11 protein-coding genes are annotated in these 12508 nt (G+C 73.4%); 2 read left to right on the top strand and 9 right to left on the bottom strand.

Going from position 1 to position 12508, the window contains the following annotated elements; genetic code table 11:
- Nucleotides 1-136: 136 nt before the first annotated feature.
- Both ACWEPF_RS11610 and ACWEPF_RS11605 read right to left on the bottom strand, forming a co-directional pair.
- Nucleotides 137-1348 carry a L,D-transpeptidase gene (locus ACWEPF_RS11610; RefSeq protein WP_452172423.1) on the bottom strand — a complete coding sequence of 404 codons (1212 nt, stop codon included), beginning with the start codon at nucleotides 1346-1348 and terminating at the stop codon, nucleotides 137-139.
- A 205-nt stretch (nucleotides 1349-1553) separates the two neighbouring features.
- Nucleotides 1554-2420 carry a hypothetical protein gene (locus ACWEPF_RS11605; protein WP_452172422.1) on the bottom strand — a complete coding sequence of 289 codons (867 nt, stop codon included), beginning with the start codon at nucleotides 2418-2420 and terminating at the stop codon, nucleotides 1554-1556.
- A gap of 407 nt (nucleotides 2421-2827) precedes the next feature.
- On the opposite strand from ACWEPF_RS11605, the gene ACWEPF_RS11600 reads away from it, so the two are divergent.
- Nucleotides 2828-3739, top strand: a complete 912-nt coding sequence (locus tag ACWEPF_RS11600; RefSeq protein ID WP_452172421.1) for a carbohydrate kinase family protein — start codon at nucleotides 2828-2830, stop codon at nucleotides 3737-3739.
- Here the strand turns inward: ACWEPF_RS11600 and ACWEPF_RS11595 are convergent.
- Nucleotides 3728-4003, bottom strand: coding sequence for a hypothetical protein (locus ACWEPF_RS11595; RefSeq protein ID WP_345278856.1), 276 nt, complete (start codon nucleotides 4001-4003; stop codon nucleotides 3728-3730). The two genes, ACWEPF_RS11600 and ACWEPF_RS11595, sit on opposite strands and share 12 nt — an antisense overlap.
- A 145-nt stretch (nucleotides 4004-4148) precedes the next feature.
- Between ACWEPF_RS11595 and ACWEPF_RS11590 the strand changes: the two genes are divergently transcribed.
- A complete protein-coding gene (locus ACWEPF_RS11590; protein ID WP_452172420.1) occupies nucleotides 4149-4589 on the top strand; it encodes a DUF7144 family membrane protein in 441 nt (146 codons plus the stop codon).
- Between the two features lie 40 nt (nucleotides 4590-4629).
- Here the strand turns inward: ACWEPF_RS11590 and lpdA are convergent, their stop codons facing one another.
- The 6 genes from lpdA to nuoK form a co-directional block, all read right to left on the bottom strand.
- Nucleotides 4630-6042, bottom strand: coding sequence for a dihydrolipoyl dehydrogenase (gene lpdA, locus ACWEPF_RS11585; RefSeq protein WP_452172419.1), 1413 nt, complete (start codon nucleotides 6040-6042; stop codon nucleotides 4630-4632).
- Between the two features lie 47 nt (nucleotides 6043-6089).
- Nucleotides 6090-6953 (bottom strand): zinc metalloprotease HtpX, encoded by an 864-nt coding sequence (gene htpX / locus ACWEPF_RS11580; RefSeq protein ID WP_345278862.1) that lies wholly within the window; start codon nucleotides 6951-6953, stop codon nucleotides 6090-6092.
- A 104-nt stretch (nucleotides 6954-7057) separates the two neighbouring features.
- The gene (locus tag ACWEPF_RS11575) at nucleotides 7058-8548 is read right to left on the bottom strand and encodes an NADH-quinone oxidoreductase subunit N (protein WP_452172418.1); all 1491 of its coding nucleotides are present in this window, start codon (nucleotides 8546-8548) and stop codon (nucleotides 7058-7060) included.
- Nucleotides 8549-8587: 39 nt separating this feature from the next.
- Nucleotides 8588-10108 (bottom strand): complex I subunit 4 family protein, encoded by a 1521-nt coding sequence (locus ACWEPF_RS11570; protein WP_452172417.1) that lies wholly within the window; start codon nucleotides 10106-10108, stop codon nucleotides 8588-8590.
- A 31-nt stretch (nucleotides 10109-10139) separates the two neighbouring features.
- The gene (locus ACWEPF_RS11565) at nucleotides 10140-12164 is read right to left on the bottom strand and encodes an NADH-quinone oxidoreductase subunit 5 family protein (RefSeq protein ID WP_452172416.1); all 2025 of its coding nucleotides are present in this window, start codon (nucleotides 12162-12164) and stop codon (nucleotides 10140-10142) included.
- A complete protein-coding gene (gene nuoK / locus ACWEPF_RS11560) occupies nucleotides 12161-12508 on the bottom strand; it encodes an NADH-quinone oxidoreductase subunit NuoK (protein ID WP_345278870.1) in 348 nt (115 codons plus the stop codon). The genes ACWEPF_RS11565 and nuoK overlap by 4 nt, the downstream gene beginning before the upstream one ends.

The raw sequence follows: 12508 nt of genomic DNA, 5'->3' as shown, positions 1-12508 counted from the left end.
TTCCTGTGGGGTTCTACTTCCACAAATGTACGGTCCACGCACGACCCGTGGCCGTTCGTCCCTTCGATGGGGGGTGCCCGGCAAACCCGATGGGCACCCCCGCCCGAGGCGGCGCTCTAGCGCTGACGCGCCGTCATCACCACTTGCTCCAGTCGATGTTCCAGCCGCTCATGCCGTTCGACGGGTCCACCTGCTTGCCGACGGAGTTCTTCACGGTCACCACGTCGCCGACGATCGAGGCGTCGTAGAAGCTGCCCGCCGGGGTGTCCGACGAACCGTCACCGGCCGTGTCGTACAGGCCGATGCAGCCGTGGCTGGTGTTCTGGCTGCCGAAGACCGACCGGGCCACGTTCTTGCCGTGCACGTAGGTGCCGGTCGGGGTGAGCCGCAGCGCGTGCGGCATCTCGACCTTGTAGGCCGGCCCCTCGTGGTTGGCCACCGTGCTGGAGTCCATGACGGTGGTGCCCTCCTTGGCCATCACCACCATGGTCCCGTTGAAGGTGTTCTGGGAGGCCGGCGAGGTGGCACCGGCGCTGATCGGCACGGTGAACGGCGCCTTGCCCTCCTCCGTCACCACCATCTGCTTGGACTCGGCGTCCGCGACGCTCACCCGGGAGCGGCCGATGGTGAAGGTCTGGCTGCTGTCCACCTCGCCGTAGACACCGGGCGAGGTCTCCACGCTCTTGAGGTTGTACTTGACCGTCACCTTGCTGTTCGACTTCCAGTACTTCTCCGGGCGGAAGTCCACCCGCTGGGTGCCGAACCAGTGCGCCTTCACCACGGCGTTGTCGGCGGTCTGGAAGGTGACCGCCTTCTCCACCGCCTCCTTGTCCTTCACCGGGGTGGTGAAGGTGAGCGAGACGATCATGCCGACGCCGTAGGTCTGGTTCTCCGCCACGTTGTCCCGGGGGCCCGCGCCCTTCTTCGGGGTCAGCGTGGTGAAGCTGCTCTTCTTGCTGGTCGCCACGCCCTTGTCGTCCACCGCCTGGGCGTCCACCTGGTACTCGGTGGAGACCGCCAGGTTGTTCTTCGGGGCCCAGCCCAGACCGTCCGCGGTCAGCTCGCCCGGCACCTCGGCGCCGTCCTTACCGGTCACCTTGACGGTGGTCAGCTTCCCGCCCGCGACCGCGACCTTCAGCGCGCCGGACGGCTTGACCTCCTTGGTCCCGTCCGCCGGCTCCACACTCACCACGGCCGCCGAGGTCTTCGACGGCTCCACCGACGGCTTGCCGGCCCCGTCGCCGCCACTGCCGCCGCTGCCACCGCCGGTGCTACCGCTGCACGCAGCCGTCAGCATCAGCACGCCGCCGACCACGCCGGCCACCAGGGCCCTGTCTGCCCGCCTCATCCGTACACTCCCCACACATCGCCCTACGGTCTCTGTATACGTCCACACGGGTGGTGAAGGTTGCGTCAGGCGACCTGGTCTCGGTCACGAATGGGCAACAGCTGCACGGACCGCCCCACGGCGGCTCGGTGAACGCCCGGCGGCCGGGCCGGGTCTCCGGCCCATCATGCGGCCCGATTCCTCGGCGGCGACGGGCGGGGTCCCCTCACCACTCCCCCGGCGGCCGGACGCAGGGCCCGGCGGCGGCCAGCTCGACGGCGGCCCGGGAGGCCGTCAGGCCCGGGAGGGTCCGGACGTCGGCGCCGGTGAGCCTGCGCCAGCGGAGCAGCTGGTGCTCCAGCTCCTCCGGCCGCAGCCGCAGGGCGCGGGCCGCCGCCACCGGGTCGAAGCCGTGGTCGGCGAACGCCCGGACCGCCTCGGCCAGGTGCGGGTACGTCCGGGCCGCCGCCACCGCCGGGGCGAGCAGCGGGTCCAGCCGGTCCACCGCGGCGGCCGTCACGGCCAGCGGCCACAGCTCCGCGTACCGCCACGTGCCCGGGCGCCCCGCCGCCAGGCGGTGCGCGGCGCGGGCGTCGCGCACCGAGCGGCGGGCCGCCTGCGGGCCGATCCGCTCCAGGCCGACGGCCACGCAGCCGCCGCCGAGCAGCGCCGTCACGGCCCGCTCCTCGGCGCCCTGACCGAGGATCAGCCGGCGCTCCGGCTCCGCGGCCTCCACCGCGAACCGGCCCGGCAGCCGGCCCAACCGCTCGCGCAGCCGCTCCGCCCCCTCCTCCCCCGGGGCGGCCGCCGCGGGGCCGGTCAGCCAGGCCTGGAAGGAGCCCGCCGGATCGAACCCGGCCCGCTCGGCCCCCGCCCGCAGCTCCTCCTCCGGGCCCTCCCCGGCCGCCAGCCGCACCAGCCGCTCCCGGGCGGCCAGGACCTCCCGGTGCCCGTGCACCAGGGCCGCCACCACCTCGGCAGGGGCCTCCCCCGGACACACCCGCCGGTACCCCGCCAGCACGGCCGCGAGCCCGGCCCCCTCCGCCGCCCCGGCCGCCCCGTACCGCCGGGCCGCCTCCTCCTCCGTGCTCACCACCCACGCCCCTCCCGCCCCAGGAGCGACCAACATAACGCCGCACGAACTGCCCGCCCAGGGGCATCCGACGCCCGGAGGGCGCTCAGGGGCGCGCTCCCGCCCGGCAGGGCACGCGCTCAGGGGCGCGAGGAACTGCGCGAATCGGAAGGAGGAGACCCGTGTGCCGGGTACGGACGGCCACGTGCAAGTGAATCCCCGCACCCGGCACACGGGTCGTCGTCTTCCGCCTCGCGCAGTTCCCCGCGCCCCCGGGGTGACCACCAGCCGCGCGCCCACGCGGCGGAGCCGCACATCAACACAGCCCCGCGCCCCCGGGGTGACCACCAACCCCGCGCCCACGCGGCGGAGCCGCACATCGGCAGAGACCCGCCCCGGGCGGTCCGGCGCGCCGGTACCGTGGCGGGATGAGTTCGTTCGTGGTGGTCGGGGAGAGCGTGGCGGACATCGTCCGGGAGCCCGGCCGGGAGGACGTCGTGCACGCCGGGGGGAGCCCGGCGAACGTCGCGTACGGGCTGGCCCGGCTGGGGCGGCGGGCCGCCCTGCTGACGCAGCTCGGGGCCGACCCCGTCGGCGGGCTGATCGCGGATCACCTGCGCGGCGCCGGGGTGGAGCTGCTGACGGACGGTCAGGACGGGGTGTCGACCCCCACCGCCGTGGTGACCCTCGGGCCGGACGGGCAGCCCTCCTACGACCTGGACGTGCGCTGGACCCTCACCGACACCGGGGTGGCGCCGGCCGACCACCTGCACCTGGGTTCGGTCGCCGCCCTGCTGGAGCCCGGGGCGGCGGCGGTGCTGGCCCTCGCGGAGCGGATGCGCGCCGCCGGAGCCACCGTCAGCTACGACCCCAACGTCCGCCCCGCCCTGCTCGGCTCCCCCGCCGAGGCCCTGCCGAAGGTGGAGCGCTGCGTCGCGGTGGCCGACCTGGTGAAGGCCAGCGACGAGGACCTGGCCTGGCTCTACCCGGGGAGGGCCGAGCGCGAGGTGGCCGAGCACTGGCTGGCGCTGGGCCCGGCCGTGGTGCTGGTGACCAGGGGCGCCGCCGGCTCCGCCGCGTACACCCGGTACGCCGGGGCCGAGCAGGGCGCCGCCCCGGCCGAGGTGGTGGACACGGTCGGGGCGGGGGACTCGTTCACGGCGGCGGTGCTGGACCGGCTCGCCTCCCGGGGGCTGCTCGGGGCGGCGGCCCGCCCGGCACTGGCGGTGCTCGACCAGCGGGCGCTGACCTGGCTGCTGCGCTACGCGGGCCGCGCCGCCTCCCTCACCGTCTCCCGGGCCGGCGCCAACCCGCCGACCGCCGCGGAGCTATCGGCCTGAGAGCACCGGCGGCATCGGGTGCGCGGCCCCGGCGACCTCCAGGACGCAGACCGGCGGGTCGCTCGGGCTGATCCGGACGGTGAACGGCACCGGCGGGTCCTCGGGGAGGGAGTCGTCCAGGGTCCAGGGGCCGCGGCCGGTCAGCCGGGTGCTGCCGACCTCCTTGCCGTCGACCAGCAGCTCGGCCTCGGTGTGCAGGCCCTGCCGGAGGAAGACGGTGACCGAGTGCCCGCCGTGGTCGCGGTGAAATCGGTGACGGCGCATACCGCACCCCCTCTCCTGGGGTCTCCATCGTCCCGCGCCCCCGAGGGGCCGTCCATCCGCCGCCCCGTCCGGGGTGCCGTCCACCGACGCCCCTCACATACTGGGACAAAACTGGCACTCCGTCAGTTCACCCCAGGAGGCAGCCATGGCCCAGGCATCCGGCCCGCTCTACGATCCGTCAGGCCCCGTCCCCGCACCGGGCGGTGCGCGCCGGTCGAACTCCGGGGCGGTCACCGGCCTGGTGCTGTTCGCCGGCGTGATGATGGTGGTCAGCGGGGTGATCGGGATCCTGCAGGGCGTGGTGGCGCTGGCCAAGGACGACGTCTACCTGACCACCCCGAACTACACCTTCTCGTTCAGCCTGACGTCCTGGGGCTGGATCCACCTGCTGCTCGGCGTGGTGCTCGCCGCGGTCGGCTTCGGGATCCTCACCGGCGCGGCCTGGGCCCGGGTGCTCGGCATCGCGCTGGTCTCGCTGCACCTGGTGCTGAACTTCCTGTTCCTGCCCTACTACCCGCTCTGGTCGCTGATCGCCATCGCGATCGACGCCTTCGTGGTCTGGGCCCTCTGCACCTTCCGCGACTGACGCGCGGCGGCTGCGCGAAGGGCCCAGACCAACCGGCCGGTCACATGTTGATCATGTGGCCGGCCAGGCCGTGCACGGCCTCCTTGACGGCCTCGCCGAGCGTCGGGTGGGCGTGCACGTTGCGGGCCACCTCGTGCACGGTGAGGTCCCACTGCTGGGCCAGCGTCAGCTCGGGCAGCAGCTCGGTGACCTCGGGGCCGATCATGTGGGCGCCGAGCAGCTCGCCGTGGGTCTCGTCGCTGATCACCTTGACGAAGCCGACCGGGTGGCCGAGCCCGTGCGCCTTGCCGTTGGCGGTGAACGGGAACTTGGAGACCTTCACCGCGTACCCGAGCTCGCGGGCCTGGGCCTCGGTGTAGCCGAAGCTGGCGATCTGCGGCTGGCAGTAGGTGGCGCGCGGGATCATCGCGAAGTCCACCTCCATGGTCTCCGCGTCACCGATGGTCTCGGCCGCGATCACGGCCATCGCCTCGGCCGCGTGGGCCAGCATCAGCTTGGCGGTGACGTCGCCGATCGCGAAGATGTGGTCCACGCTGGTGCGGCCCCGGCCGTCGACCGCGATCGCGCCGCGGTCGGTGAGCTTGACCCCGGTGTTCTCCAGGCCGTAGCCCTGGGTGCGCGGCGCGAAGCCGATCGCCTGGAGCACCTTGTCGGCCTCCAGCACCTGCTGGACGCCGTCCTTGGTGACGGTGACCTTCACCTTGGCCGCCGGGTCGCTGTCGTCGATCGACTCGACCCGGGTGGAGGTGAGCACCTGGATGCCCAGCTTCTTGTACTGCTTGGCCAGCTCGGCCGAGACCTCGGCGTCCTCCAGCGGCACCATCCGGTCGAGGAACTCGACGATGGTGACCTGCACGCCGTAGTTGTGCAGCACGTAGGCGAACTCGACGCCGATCGCGCCGGCGCCCGCGATGACGATGGAGCCGGGCAGCTGGTCGGTGAGGATCTGCTCCTCGTACGTCACCACCCGGTCGCTCAGGCTGGTGCCGGGGAGCAGCCGGGTGGAGGCGCCGGTGGCGATGACGCAGTGGTCGAAGGTGACGACCTCGAAGCCGCCGCCGTTCAGCGCGACCTGGATGGTGTGCTCGTCCACGAAGGTGCCACGGCCGTCGTACTCCGTGATCCCGTTCTTCTTCATCAGGTAGTGGACGCCCTTGACCCGGCCGTCGGCCACCGAGCGGCTGCGCTTGAAGGCCTCGGTGTAGTCGAAGCTGACCGAGCCCTCGACCTTGATGCCGAAGGTCTTGGCCTCCTTGGTGAAGATGTGCGCCAGCTCGGCGTTGCGCAGCAGCGCCTTGGACGGGATGCAGCCGACGTTCAGACAGACGCCGCCCCAGTACTTGGACTCGATCACGGCCGTGCGCAGGCCCAGCTGGGCGGAGCGGACGGCCGCGGTGTAGCCACCGGGCCCGGCACCGAGGACGACGACGTCGTAGTGTGCTGCGCTGCTCATGCGGATGTGCTCCTGTGATGGCGGGAATGAGGGCGGTGATCAGATTGTCACGGCAGCCGCTCTCCGGCCATCCGCTCCAGGCGGGAGATCCGCTCGGCCATCGGCGGGTGGGTGGAGAACAGCCGGGTGCCGGCCTCACCGGTCCGGAACGGGCTGGCGATCATCATGTGGCTGGCGGTCTTCAGTGCGGGCTCGGGCGGCAGCGGCAGGCGCTGGGTGCCGCCCTCCAGCTTGCGCAGCGCGCTCGCGAGGGCCAGCGGGTCCCCGGTGATCCGGGCTCCGTCGGCGTCGGCCTGGTACTCCCGGGAGCGGCTGACGGCCAGTTGGATCAGGGAGGCGGCCAGCGGGCCGAGGACCATCATCGCCAGCATGCCGAACAGGCCCGGGCCGTCGTCGTCCTCGCTGCGGCCGAACGGGATCAGCCAGGCGAAGTTGACCAGGAACATCACCACCGAGGCCAGCGCCCCGGCCACCGAGGAGATCAGGATGTCCCGGTTGTGGACGTGGCTGAGCTCGTGCCCGAGCACCCCGCGCAGCTCCCGCTCGTCCAGCAGCCGCAGGATGCCCTCGGTGCAGCAGACGGCGGCGTGCCGCGGGTCCCGGCCGGTGGCGAAGGCGTTCGGCGCCTCGGTGGGCGAGATGTAGAGGCGGGGCATCGGCTGGCGGGCGGAGGTGGAGAGCTCGCGGACGATCCGGTACAGCCGCGGCGCCTCGATCTCGCTGACCGGGCGGGCCCGCATGGCGCGCAGCGCGAGCTTGTCGCTGTTCCAGTACGCGTAGGCGTTGGTGCCGAGGGCGACCAGCAGTGCGAGGACGAAGCCCGCCCGGCCGAAGAAGCTGCCGATCACCAGGATCAGCGCCGACAGGCCGCCGAGCAGCGCGGCCGTCCTCAACCCGTTGTGCCGGTGCACGCAGGCCCTCCAGGTGGTGCGGTGGGAAGCCCTTCTGACCCCATCCCTACTACGGGATCAACGTGCCCGCACGGGCCCTTCGTTCCCTGAGCACCGGTGGTACGTCAGAACAGCGACCCGCCGACCACCTGCAGGACGAGCTGCGGAGCGACGGAGAGCACACCGGCGGCCGCGGCCGTCAGGGCGATGGTCGCCTTGAGCGGGCCCGGCACCTGACGGGCCGTCCCCTCGCCCGGGGCGAAGAGCTTCGCGGTCCAGGTGAGGTAGTAGTACAGGGCGATGACGACGTTGGCCGCCATCACCACGGCCAGCCAGCCGAGGCCGGCGTCCACCGCGGCCCGGAAGACCACCACCTTGCCGAACAGGCCGACCACGCCCGGCGGCAGGCCCGCCAGGCAGAGCAGGAAGAAGGCCAGCGCCAGCGCGGACCAGCGGTTGCGGGCGAACAGGCCCCGGTAGGAGTCCAGCGAGCCGCCCCCGGTGACCGCGACCACGGCGAAGGCACCGAGGTTGACGGCCCCGTAGATCAGCGCGTACGCGGCGGTCGCCCCGACCGGCTCCGCCGTCCCGGCGTACCCGGCGGCGGCCAGCGGCACCAGCAGGTACCCGGCCTGGCTGACGGAGGACCAGGCGAGCAGCCGGACGGCGCCGTCCCGGTCCGCGCCGCGCTGGCGCAGCGCGGCGACGTTGCCCGCGGTCATGGTGACGGCGGCCAGCACCGCGAGCACCAGGCCCCAGGTGTGCCCGTACGGGCGGAAGGCCAGCGTGGTGACCAGGGCGAGGCCCGCCAGACCGGCCGCCTTGCCGACCACCGAGAGGTAGCCGGCGACGGGGACCGGGGAGCCGACGTAGGTGTCCGGCACCCAGAAGTGGAAGGGCACGGCGGCGGTCTTGAAGGCGAAGCCGACCAGGGTGAGCACCGCGCCCGCCTCGGCCAGGTGGCGCAGCTGGGCCGGAGCCTGCGTCAGGCCCTCGGCCACGGCGGTGAAGTGCAGGCCGCCGGAGGCCGCGTAGACGAAGCCGACGCCGAGCAGCATCACGGCGGTGGCCGTGACGGAGGAGAGGAAGAACTTCAGCGCGGCCTCGGCGCCCCGTCCGTCCCGGCGCAGCGCGACCAGCGCGAAGGACGGCAGGGTGACGACCTCCAGGGCGACCACCAGGGTGGCCAGGTCGCGGGAGGCGGGCAGCAGGGCTGCGCCGGCGGCGCTGCTCAGCAGCAGGAACCAGTACTCGCCGCCGGGCAGCTGCTCCGAGCTGACGGTGTGCACGGAGAGCAGGGTGACCAGCAGCGCGCCGGCCAGCGCCAGCAGCTGGAAGACCAGCGCGAAGTCGTCGGCCACGTAGGAGCAGCCGGTGCCGGTGATGCAGAAGGTCGAGCGGGCGTCCCCGAGGGCGAGCGGCAGCAGGGCCGCCAGCGCGAGGACGAGCGACCCGCCCGCCAGCCAGGAGAGCAGCCGCTTCTGACTCCCCTTCAAGAACAGATCCGCCACCAGCACGACCAGGGCCCCGAGCGCGGCGATCAGCGGCGGGGCGATCGCCACCCAGTCGACGGACTGGATCAGCGAGCCCGGCTCGGCGGCGGCGAGAGGAGTCATGGCGGTCCGTCCCAGGGAGGTGGGGAAGGTGAGCACGGGTCAGCCACCCCCGAGCAGGTGCTTGACGGCCGGGTCGGAGAGCCCGAGCAGCAGCGCGGGCCAGAGCCCGGCCAGCAGGGTGAGGGCGGCCAGCGGGGTCCAGCTGACGGCCTCGTAGCCCTTGAGGTCCGCGAGCTCCGGCCCGTCCTGCTCCGGGTCGCCCATGCAGACCCGCTTGACCACGATCAGCAGGTAGGCGGCGGTGAGCAGGGTGCCGAGCCCCGCGAGCACCAGGTAGGTGAGGAAGGCCGGGCGGGAGAGCCCGGCGGCCGGGTCGAAGGCGCCGTACATGGCGAGCAGTTCGCCCCAGAAGCCGGCCAGGCCGGGCAGGCCGAGGCTGGCCACGGCGGCGAAGGCCAGCAGCCCGCCGATCCGGGGCGCGCGGCCGTAGAGCGCGGCGCCGGTGACCCCGGCGAGGGTGTCCAGGTCGGCGGTGCCGTAGCGGTCCTTGACGGCGCCGACCAGGAAGAACAGCAGGCCGGTGATCAGGCCGTGGGCGATGTTGGCGAACAGCGCGCCGTTCACCCCGGCCGGGGTCATCGAGGCGATGCCGAGCAGCACGAAGCCCATGTGGCCGACCGAGGAGTACGCGATCAGGCGCTTGAGGTCGCCCTTGCCGCCGGGCCGGGCCAGCGCCAGGCAGGCCAGCGAGCCGTAGACGATGCCGACCGCGGCCAGCGCCCCGAGGTACGGGGCCAGCGTGGCGGCGCCGTCCGGGACCACCGGGAGCAGCACCCGGACCAGGCCGTAGGTGCCCATCTTGAGCATCACGCCGGCCAGCAGCACCGAGCCGGCGGTGGGCGCGGCGGTGTGCGCGTCCGGCAGCCAGCTGTGCAGCGGGAAGGCCGGGGCCTTGACCGCGAGGCCCGCCAGGATCGCCAGCGCGGCGATCACCTGGGTGCCGTGGCTCAGGCCGGAGCCGTGCCGCTGCGCCAGCGCCGTCATGTCGAAGGTGCCCGCCTGATGGCCGATCAGCAGGAAGCCGAGCAGCATCACGGCGGAGCCGAGCAGGGTGTAGAGGATGAAGCGGTTGGCCGCCGGGACCCGCTGACCGCTGCCCCAGCGGGCGATCAGGAAGTACATCGGGATCAGCACGATCTCGAAGGCCAGGAAGAACAGCACCAGGTCCAGCACCAGGAAGGTGGCGAGCATGCCGACCTGCAGGAGCAGGACCAGCCCGGTGAAGGCCCGGGCGCCCGGGCCGTCCGGCAGGCGCTTGGTGGAGTAGACGGCGCACAGGAAGGTGAGCAGTGCCGTCAGCACCACCAGCGGCAGCGAGATGCCGTCCACGCCGAGGTGGAACCGGACCCCGATCGCCGGGATCCACGCCACGTCGGTGACGCCCTGGATCGCGGCGGGCCGGTCGTGGTCGAAGGCGGCGGCCAGGCCGATGGAGCCGAGCAGCACCGCACCGGTGACGCCGACGCCGAGCCGCAGCGCGGCCCGCTCGCCGAGCGGGGCCAGGGTGACGGCGGCGCCCAGCAGCGGGACGGCCAGGAGGGCGATGAGGAGCACGTTCACCGACGGCCTCCGACGATCAGGTGAGAGAGGGTCACGTGCCCACCGCCACCAGGACGGTGAGGACGACCACGGCGGCGAGCAGCGCGCTCAGGTAGGTCTGGGCGTTGCCGGTCTGGGCGCGGCGGACGGCCCAGCCGAGCAGCTTGGCACCCTGGCCGCTGCCCTCGACGTAGGTCTCGACGACCTCGCGGTCCAGGAAGCGGACCAGCTTGGCGGCCCCGGCGGTCGGCCGGACGAACAGCGCCGAGTAGAGCGCGTCCACCCGGAAGCCGTGCAGCGCGGGCCGGTACAGCGGGCCGAGCAGCAGGCGGCCCGGGTCGGTGGCCGGGGCGGGCGCGGGGGCGACGGGCGTGAGCGACTCGGCGGCCGGGGCCCCCGGCTGCTCGGGCACCCGGGCGGCCGCGTCGATCGCCCGGGAGGTGACGGTCCGCCAGGCGGCCCAGCCGATCAGCAGACCGGCCACGGCCAGGCCGGTGCCGATCACCGCCGTCACGGTGGACGGGCGGAGCTCGCCGCCGTCCAGCAGCGCGGGCAGCCAGTCGCTGCGCAGGCCCGCGATGCCGAAGGCCATGGTCGGCACCGCCAGCACCCAGAGCGGCCAGCGCATCGCGGCCGGCTCGGCGTGGGCCGGGTCGGCCTCGTCGACCTCCGGCGAGTACGGGGCGAGCACCGGGCGGGCGAGCGGAACGTCCGAGCTGTGGAAGGCCAGCAGCCAGAGCCGGGCCGCGTAGGCGGCGGTGAGCAGCGCGGTGAGCCCGGCCGAGACCAGCACGATCCACCCGGCGGCGGCCGGGACGGCGAAGGCCGGGCCCAGGCCGTTGGTCAGCGCCTCGCCGGTGGCGGCGTGCTCGGCGGCGGTGAGCACCGACTCCTTGGTGAAGAAGCCGGTGAACGGCGGCAGCCCGACCAGGGCGACCAGGGCGATGCCCATCGTCCAGTAGGCGTCCGGGACCTTCTTGCGCAGGTCCGGGATGCGGGCCATGGCCGAGAGCGAGTTGGTGTGCGCGGCGTGGATGACCACACCGGCCGCCAGGAAGAGCAGCGCCTTGAAGGCACCGTGGCCGACCAGGTGGAAGACGGCGGCCTGCCGGTCGCCGGCGGCCAGCGCGCCCGCCATGTAGCCGAGCTGACCGACCGTCGAGTACGCCAGCACCCGCTTGAGGTCGTCCTGCGCGAGGGCGCAGAGCGCGGAGCCGACCATGGTGACGGCGGCCATCACGGCCAGCACCACCAGCGCGGCGGTGGAGGCCAGGAAGACCGGCAGCAGCCGGGCCACCAGGTAGATGCCCGCCGCGACCATGGTGGCGGCGTGGATCAGCGCGGAGACCGGCGTCGGGCCGGCCATCGCGTCCGGGAGCCAGGTGTGCAGCGGGAACTGCGCGCTCTTGCCGGCCACGCCGCCGAGCAGCAGCAGGGCGGTGAGCGTCGGGTGCGAGAGCTGGCCCTCGGTGGCGGCCCTGAGCACGCCCTCGATCCGGAAGGTGCCCGCGTCGGCGCCCAGCAGGAAGATGCCGATCAGGAACGGCACGTCGCCGAGCTTGGTGACCAGGAAGGCCTTGAGGCTGGCGGAGCGGGCGTCGGCGGTCTCCCAGTGATGACCGATCAGGAAGTACGAGCAGATGCCCATCACCTCCCAGCCGACCAGCAGCACGACCAGGTCCCCGGAGTAGACGACCAGGAACATCGCGGCGGTGAAGAGCGAGACCAGCGCGGCGTAGGACGGGTAGCGCGGGTCGTCCTTGAGGTAGGCGGTCGAGTACACCTGCACGCAGGTGGCGACCAGGCCGACCAGCACCGAGATCAGGGAGCTGTAGCCGTCCAGGTGGAGGGCGAGGGAGAGGTCCGGCCCGCCGGTCGGGGCCAGCCGGGTGGCGGCGTCCAGGGTGCCGCCGGTGCCCAGCTGGAGCGCGACCACCAGGGCCAGCACCGCCGAGGCGAGCACCGGCAGCACGGCCAGCGGCCGGGTCAGGCCCGGGGCGCGCCTGCCCGTCGCCAGGGTGGCGGCGGCGCCCAGCGCGGGGAGCACCGGGACCAGGATCGGGAGGGCGAGGTTCATGCGGCGGCCTCCGCCGGCTCTGCTTCGTCCGCCGACGCGTCGTCACCCAGGCCGTTGACCCGGTCGATGTCGGCGGTGCCGCGGGTGCGGAAGACCAGCAGCACGATGGCCAGCCCCAGACCGATCTCGGCGGCGGCCAGCGTGATGGTGAACAGGGTGAGCGCCTGACCGGCGTGCAGGGTGTCCCGCAGCCAGACGTCGAAGGCGACCAGGTTGAGGTTGACGGCGTTGAGCATCAGCTCGACGGACATCAGGACCAGGACGGTGTTGCGCCGGGCGAGCACGCCGTAGACGCCGACGCTGAACAGCAGCGCGGCGAGCACGACGGGATAGGCGAGGTGCAT

It is taken from the genome of Kitasatospora sp. NPDC004289, from assembly GCF_053602875.1.
Note: the sequence above shows the minus strand (reverse complement) of the source record. Positions and strands in the feature narration are given on the sequence as shown.

Excerpts from the sequence above, each read along its gene's own strand:
- ACWEPF_RS11600 (WP_452172421.1), top strand. The coding sequence starts at position 2,828 with ATGAGTTCGTTCGTGGTGGTCGGGGAGAGCGTGGCGGACATCGTCCGG.
- nuoK (WP_345278870.1), bottom strand. The coding sequence starts at position 12,508 with ATGCACCTCGCCTATCCCGTCGTGCTCGCCGCGCTGCTGTTCAGCGTC.
- ACWEPF_RS11610 (WP_452172423.1), bottom strand. The coding sequence starts at position 1,348 with ATGAGGCGGGCAGACAGGGCCCTGGTGGCCGGCGTGGTCGGCGGCGTG.
- ACWEPF_RS11575 (WP_452172418.1), bottom strand. The coding sequence starts at position 8,548 with ATGACTCCTCTCGCCGCCGCCGAGCCGGGCTCGCTGATCCAGTCCGTC.
- ACWEPF_RS11565 (WP_452172416.1), bottom strand. The coding sequence starts at position 12,164 with ATGAACCTCGCCCTCCCGATCCTGGTCCCGGTGCTCCCCGCGCTGGGC.
- lpdA (WP_452172419.1), bottom strand. The coding sequence starts at position 6,042 with ATGAGCAGCGCAGCACACTACGACGTCGTCGTCCTCGGTGCCGGGCCC.
- ACWEPF_RS11590 (WP_452172420.1), top strand. The coding sequence starts at position 4,149 with ATGGCCCAGGCATCCGGCCCGCTCTACGATCCGTCAGGCCCCGTCCCC.
- ACWEPF_RS11595 (WP_345278856.1), bottom strand. The coding sequence starts at position 4,003 with ATGCGCCGTCACCGATTTCACCGCGACCACGGCGGGCACTCGGTCACC.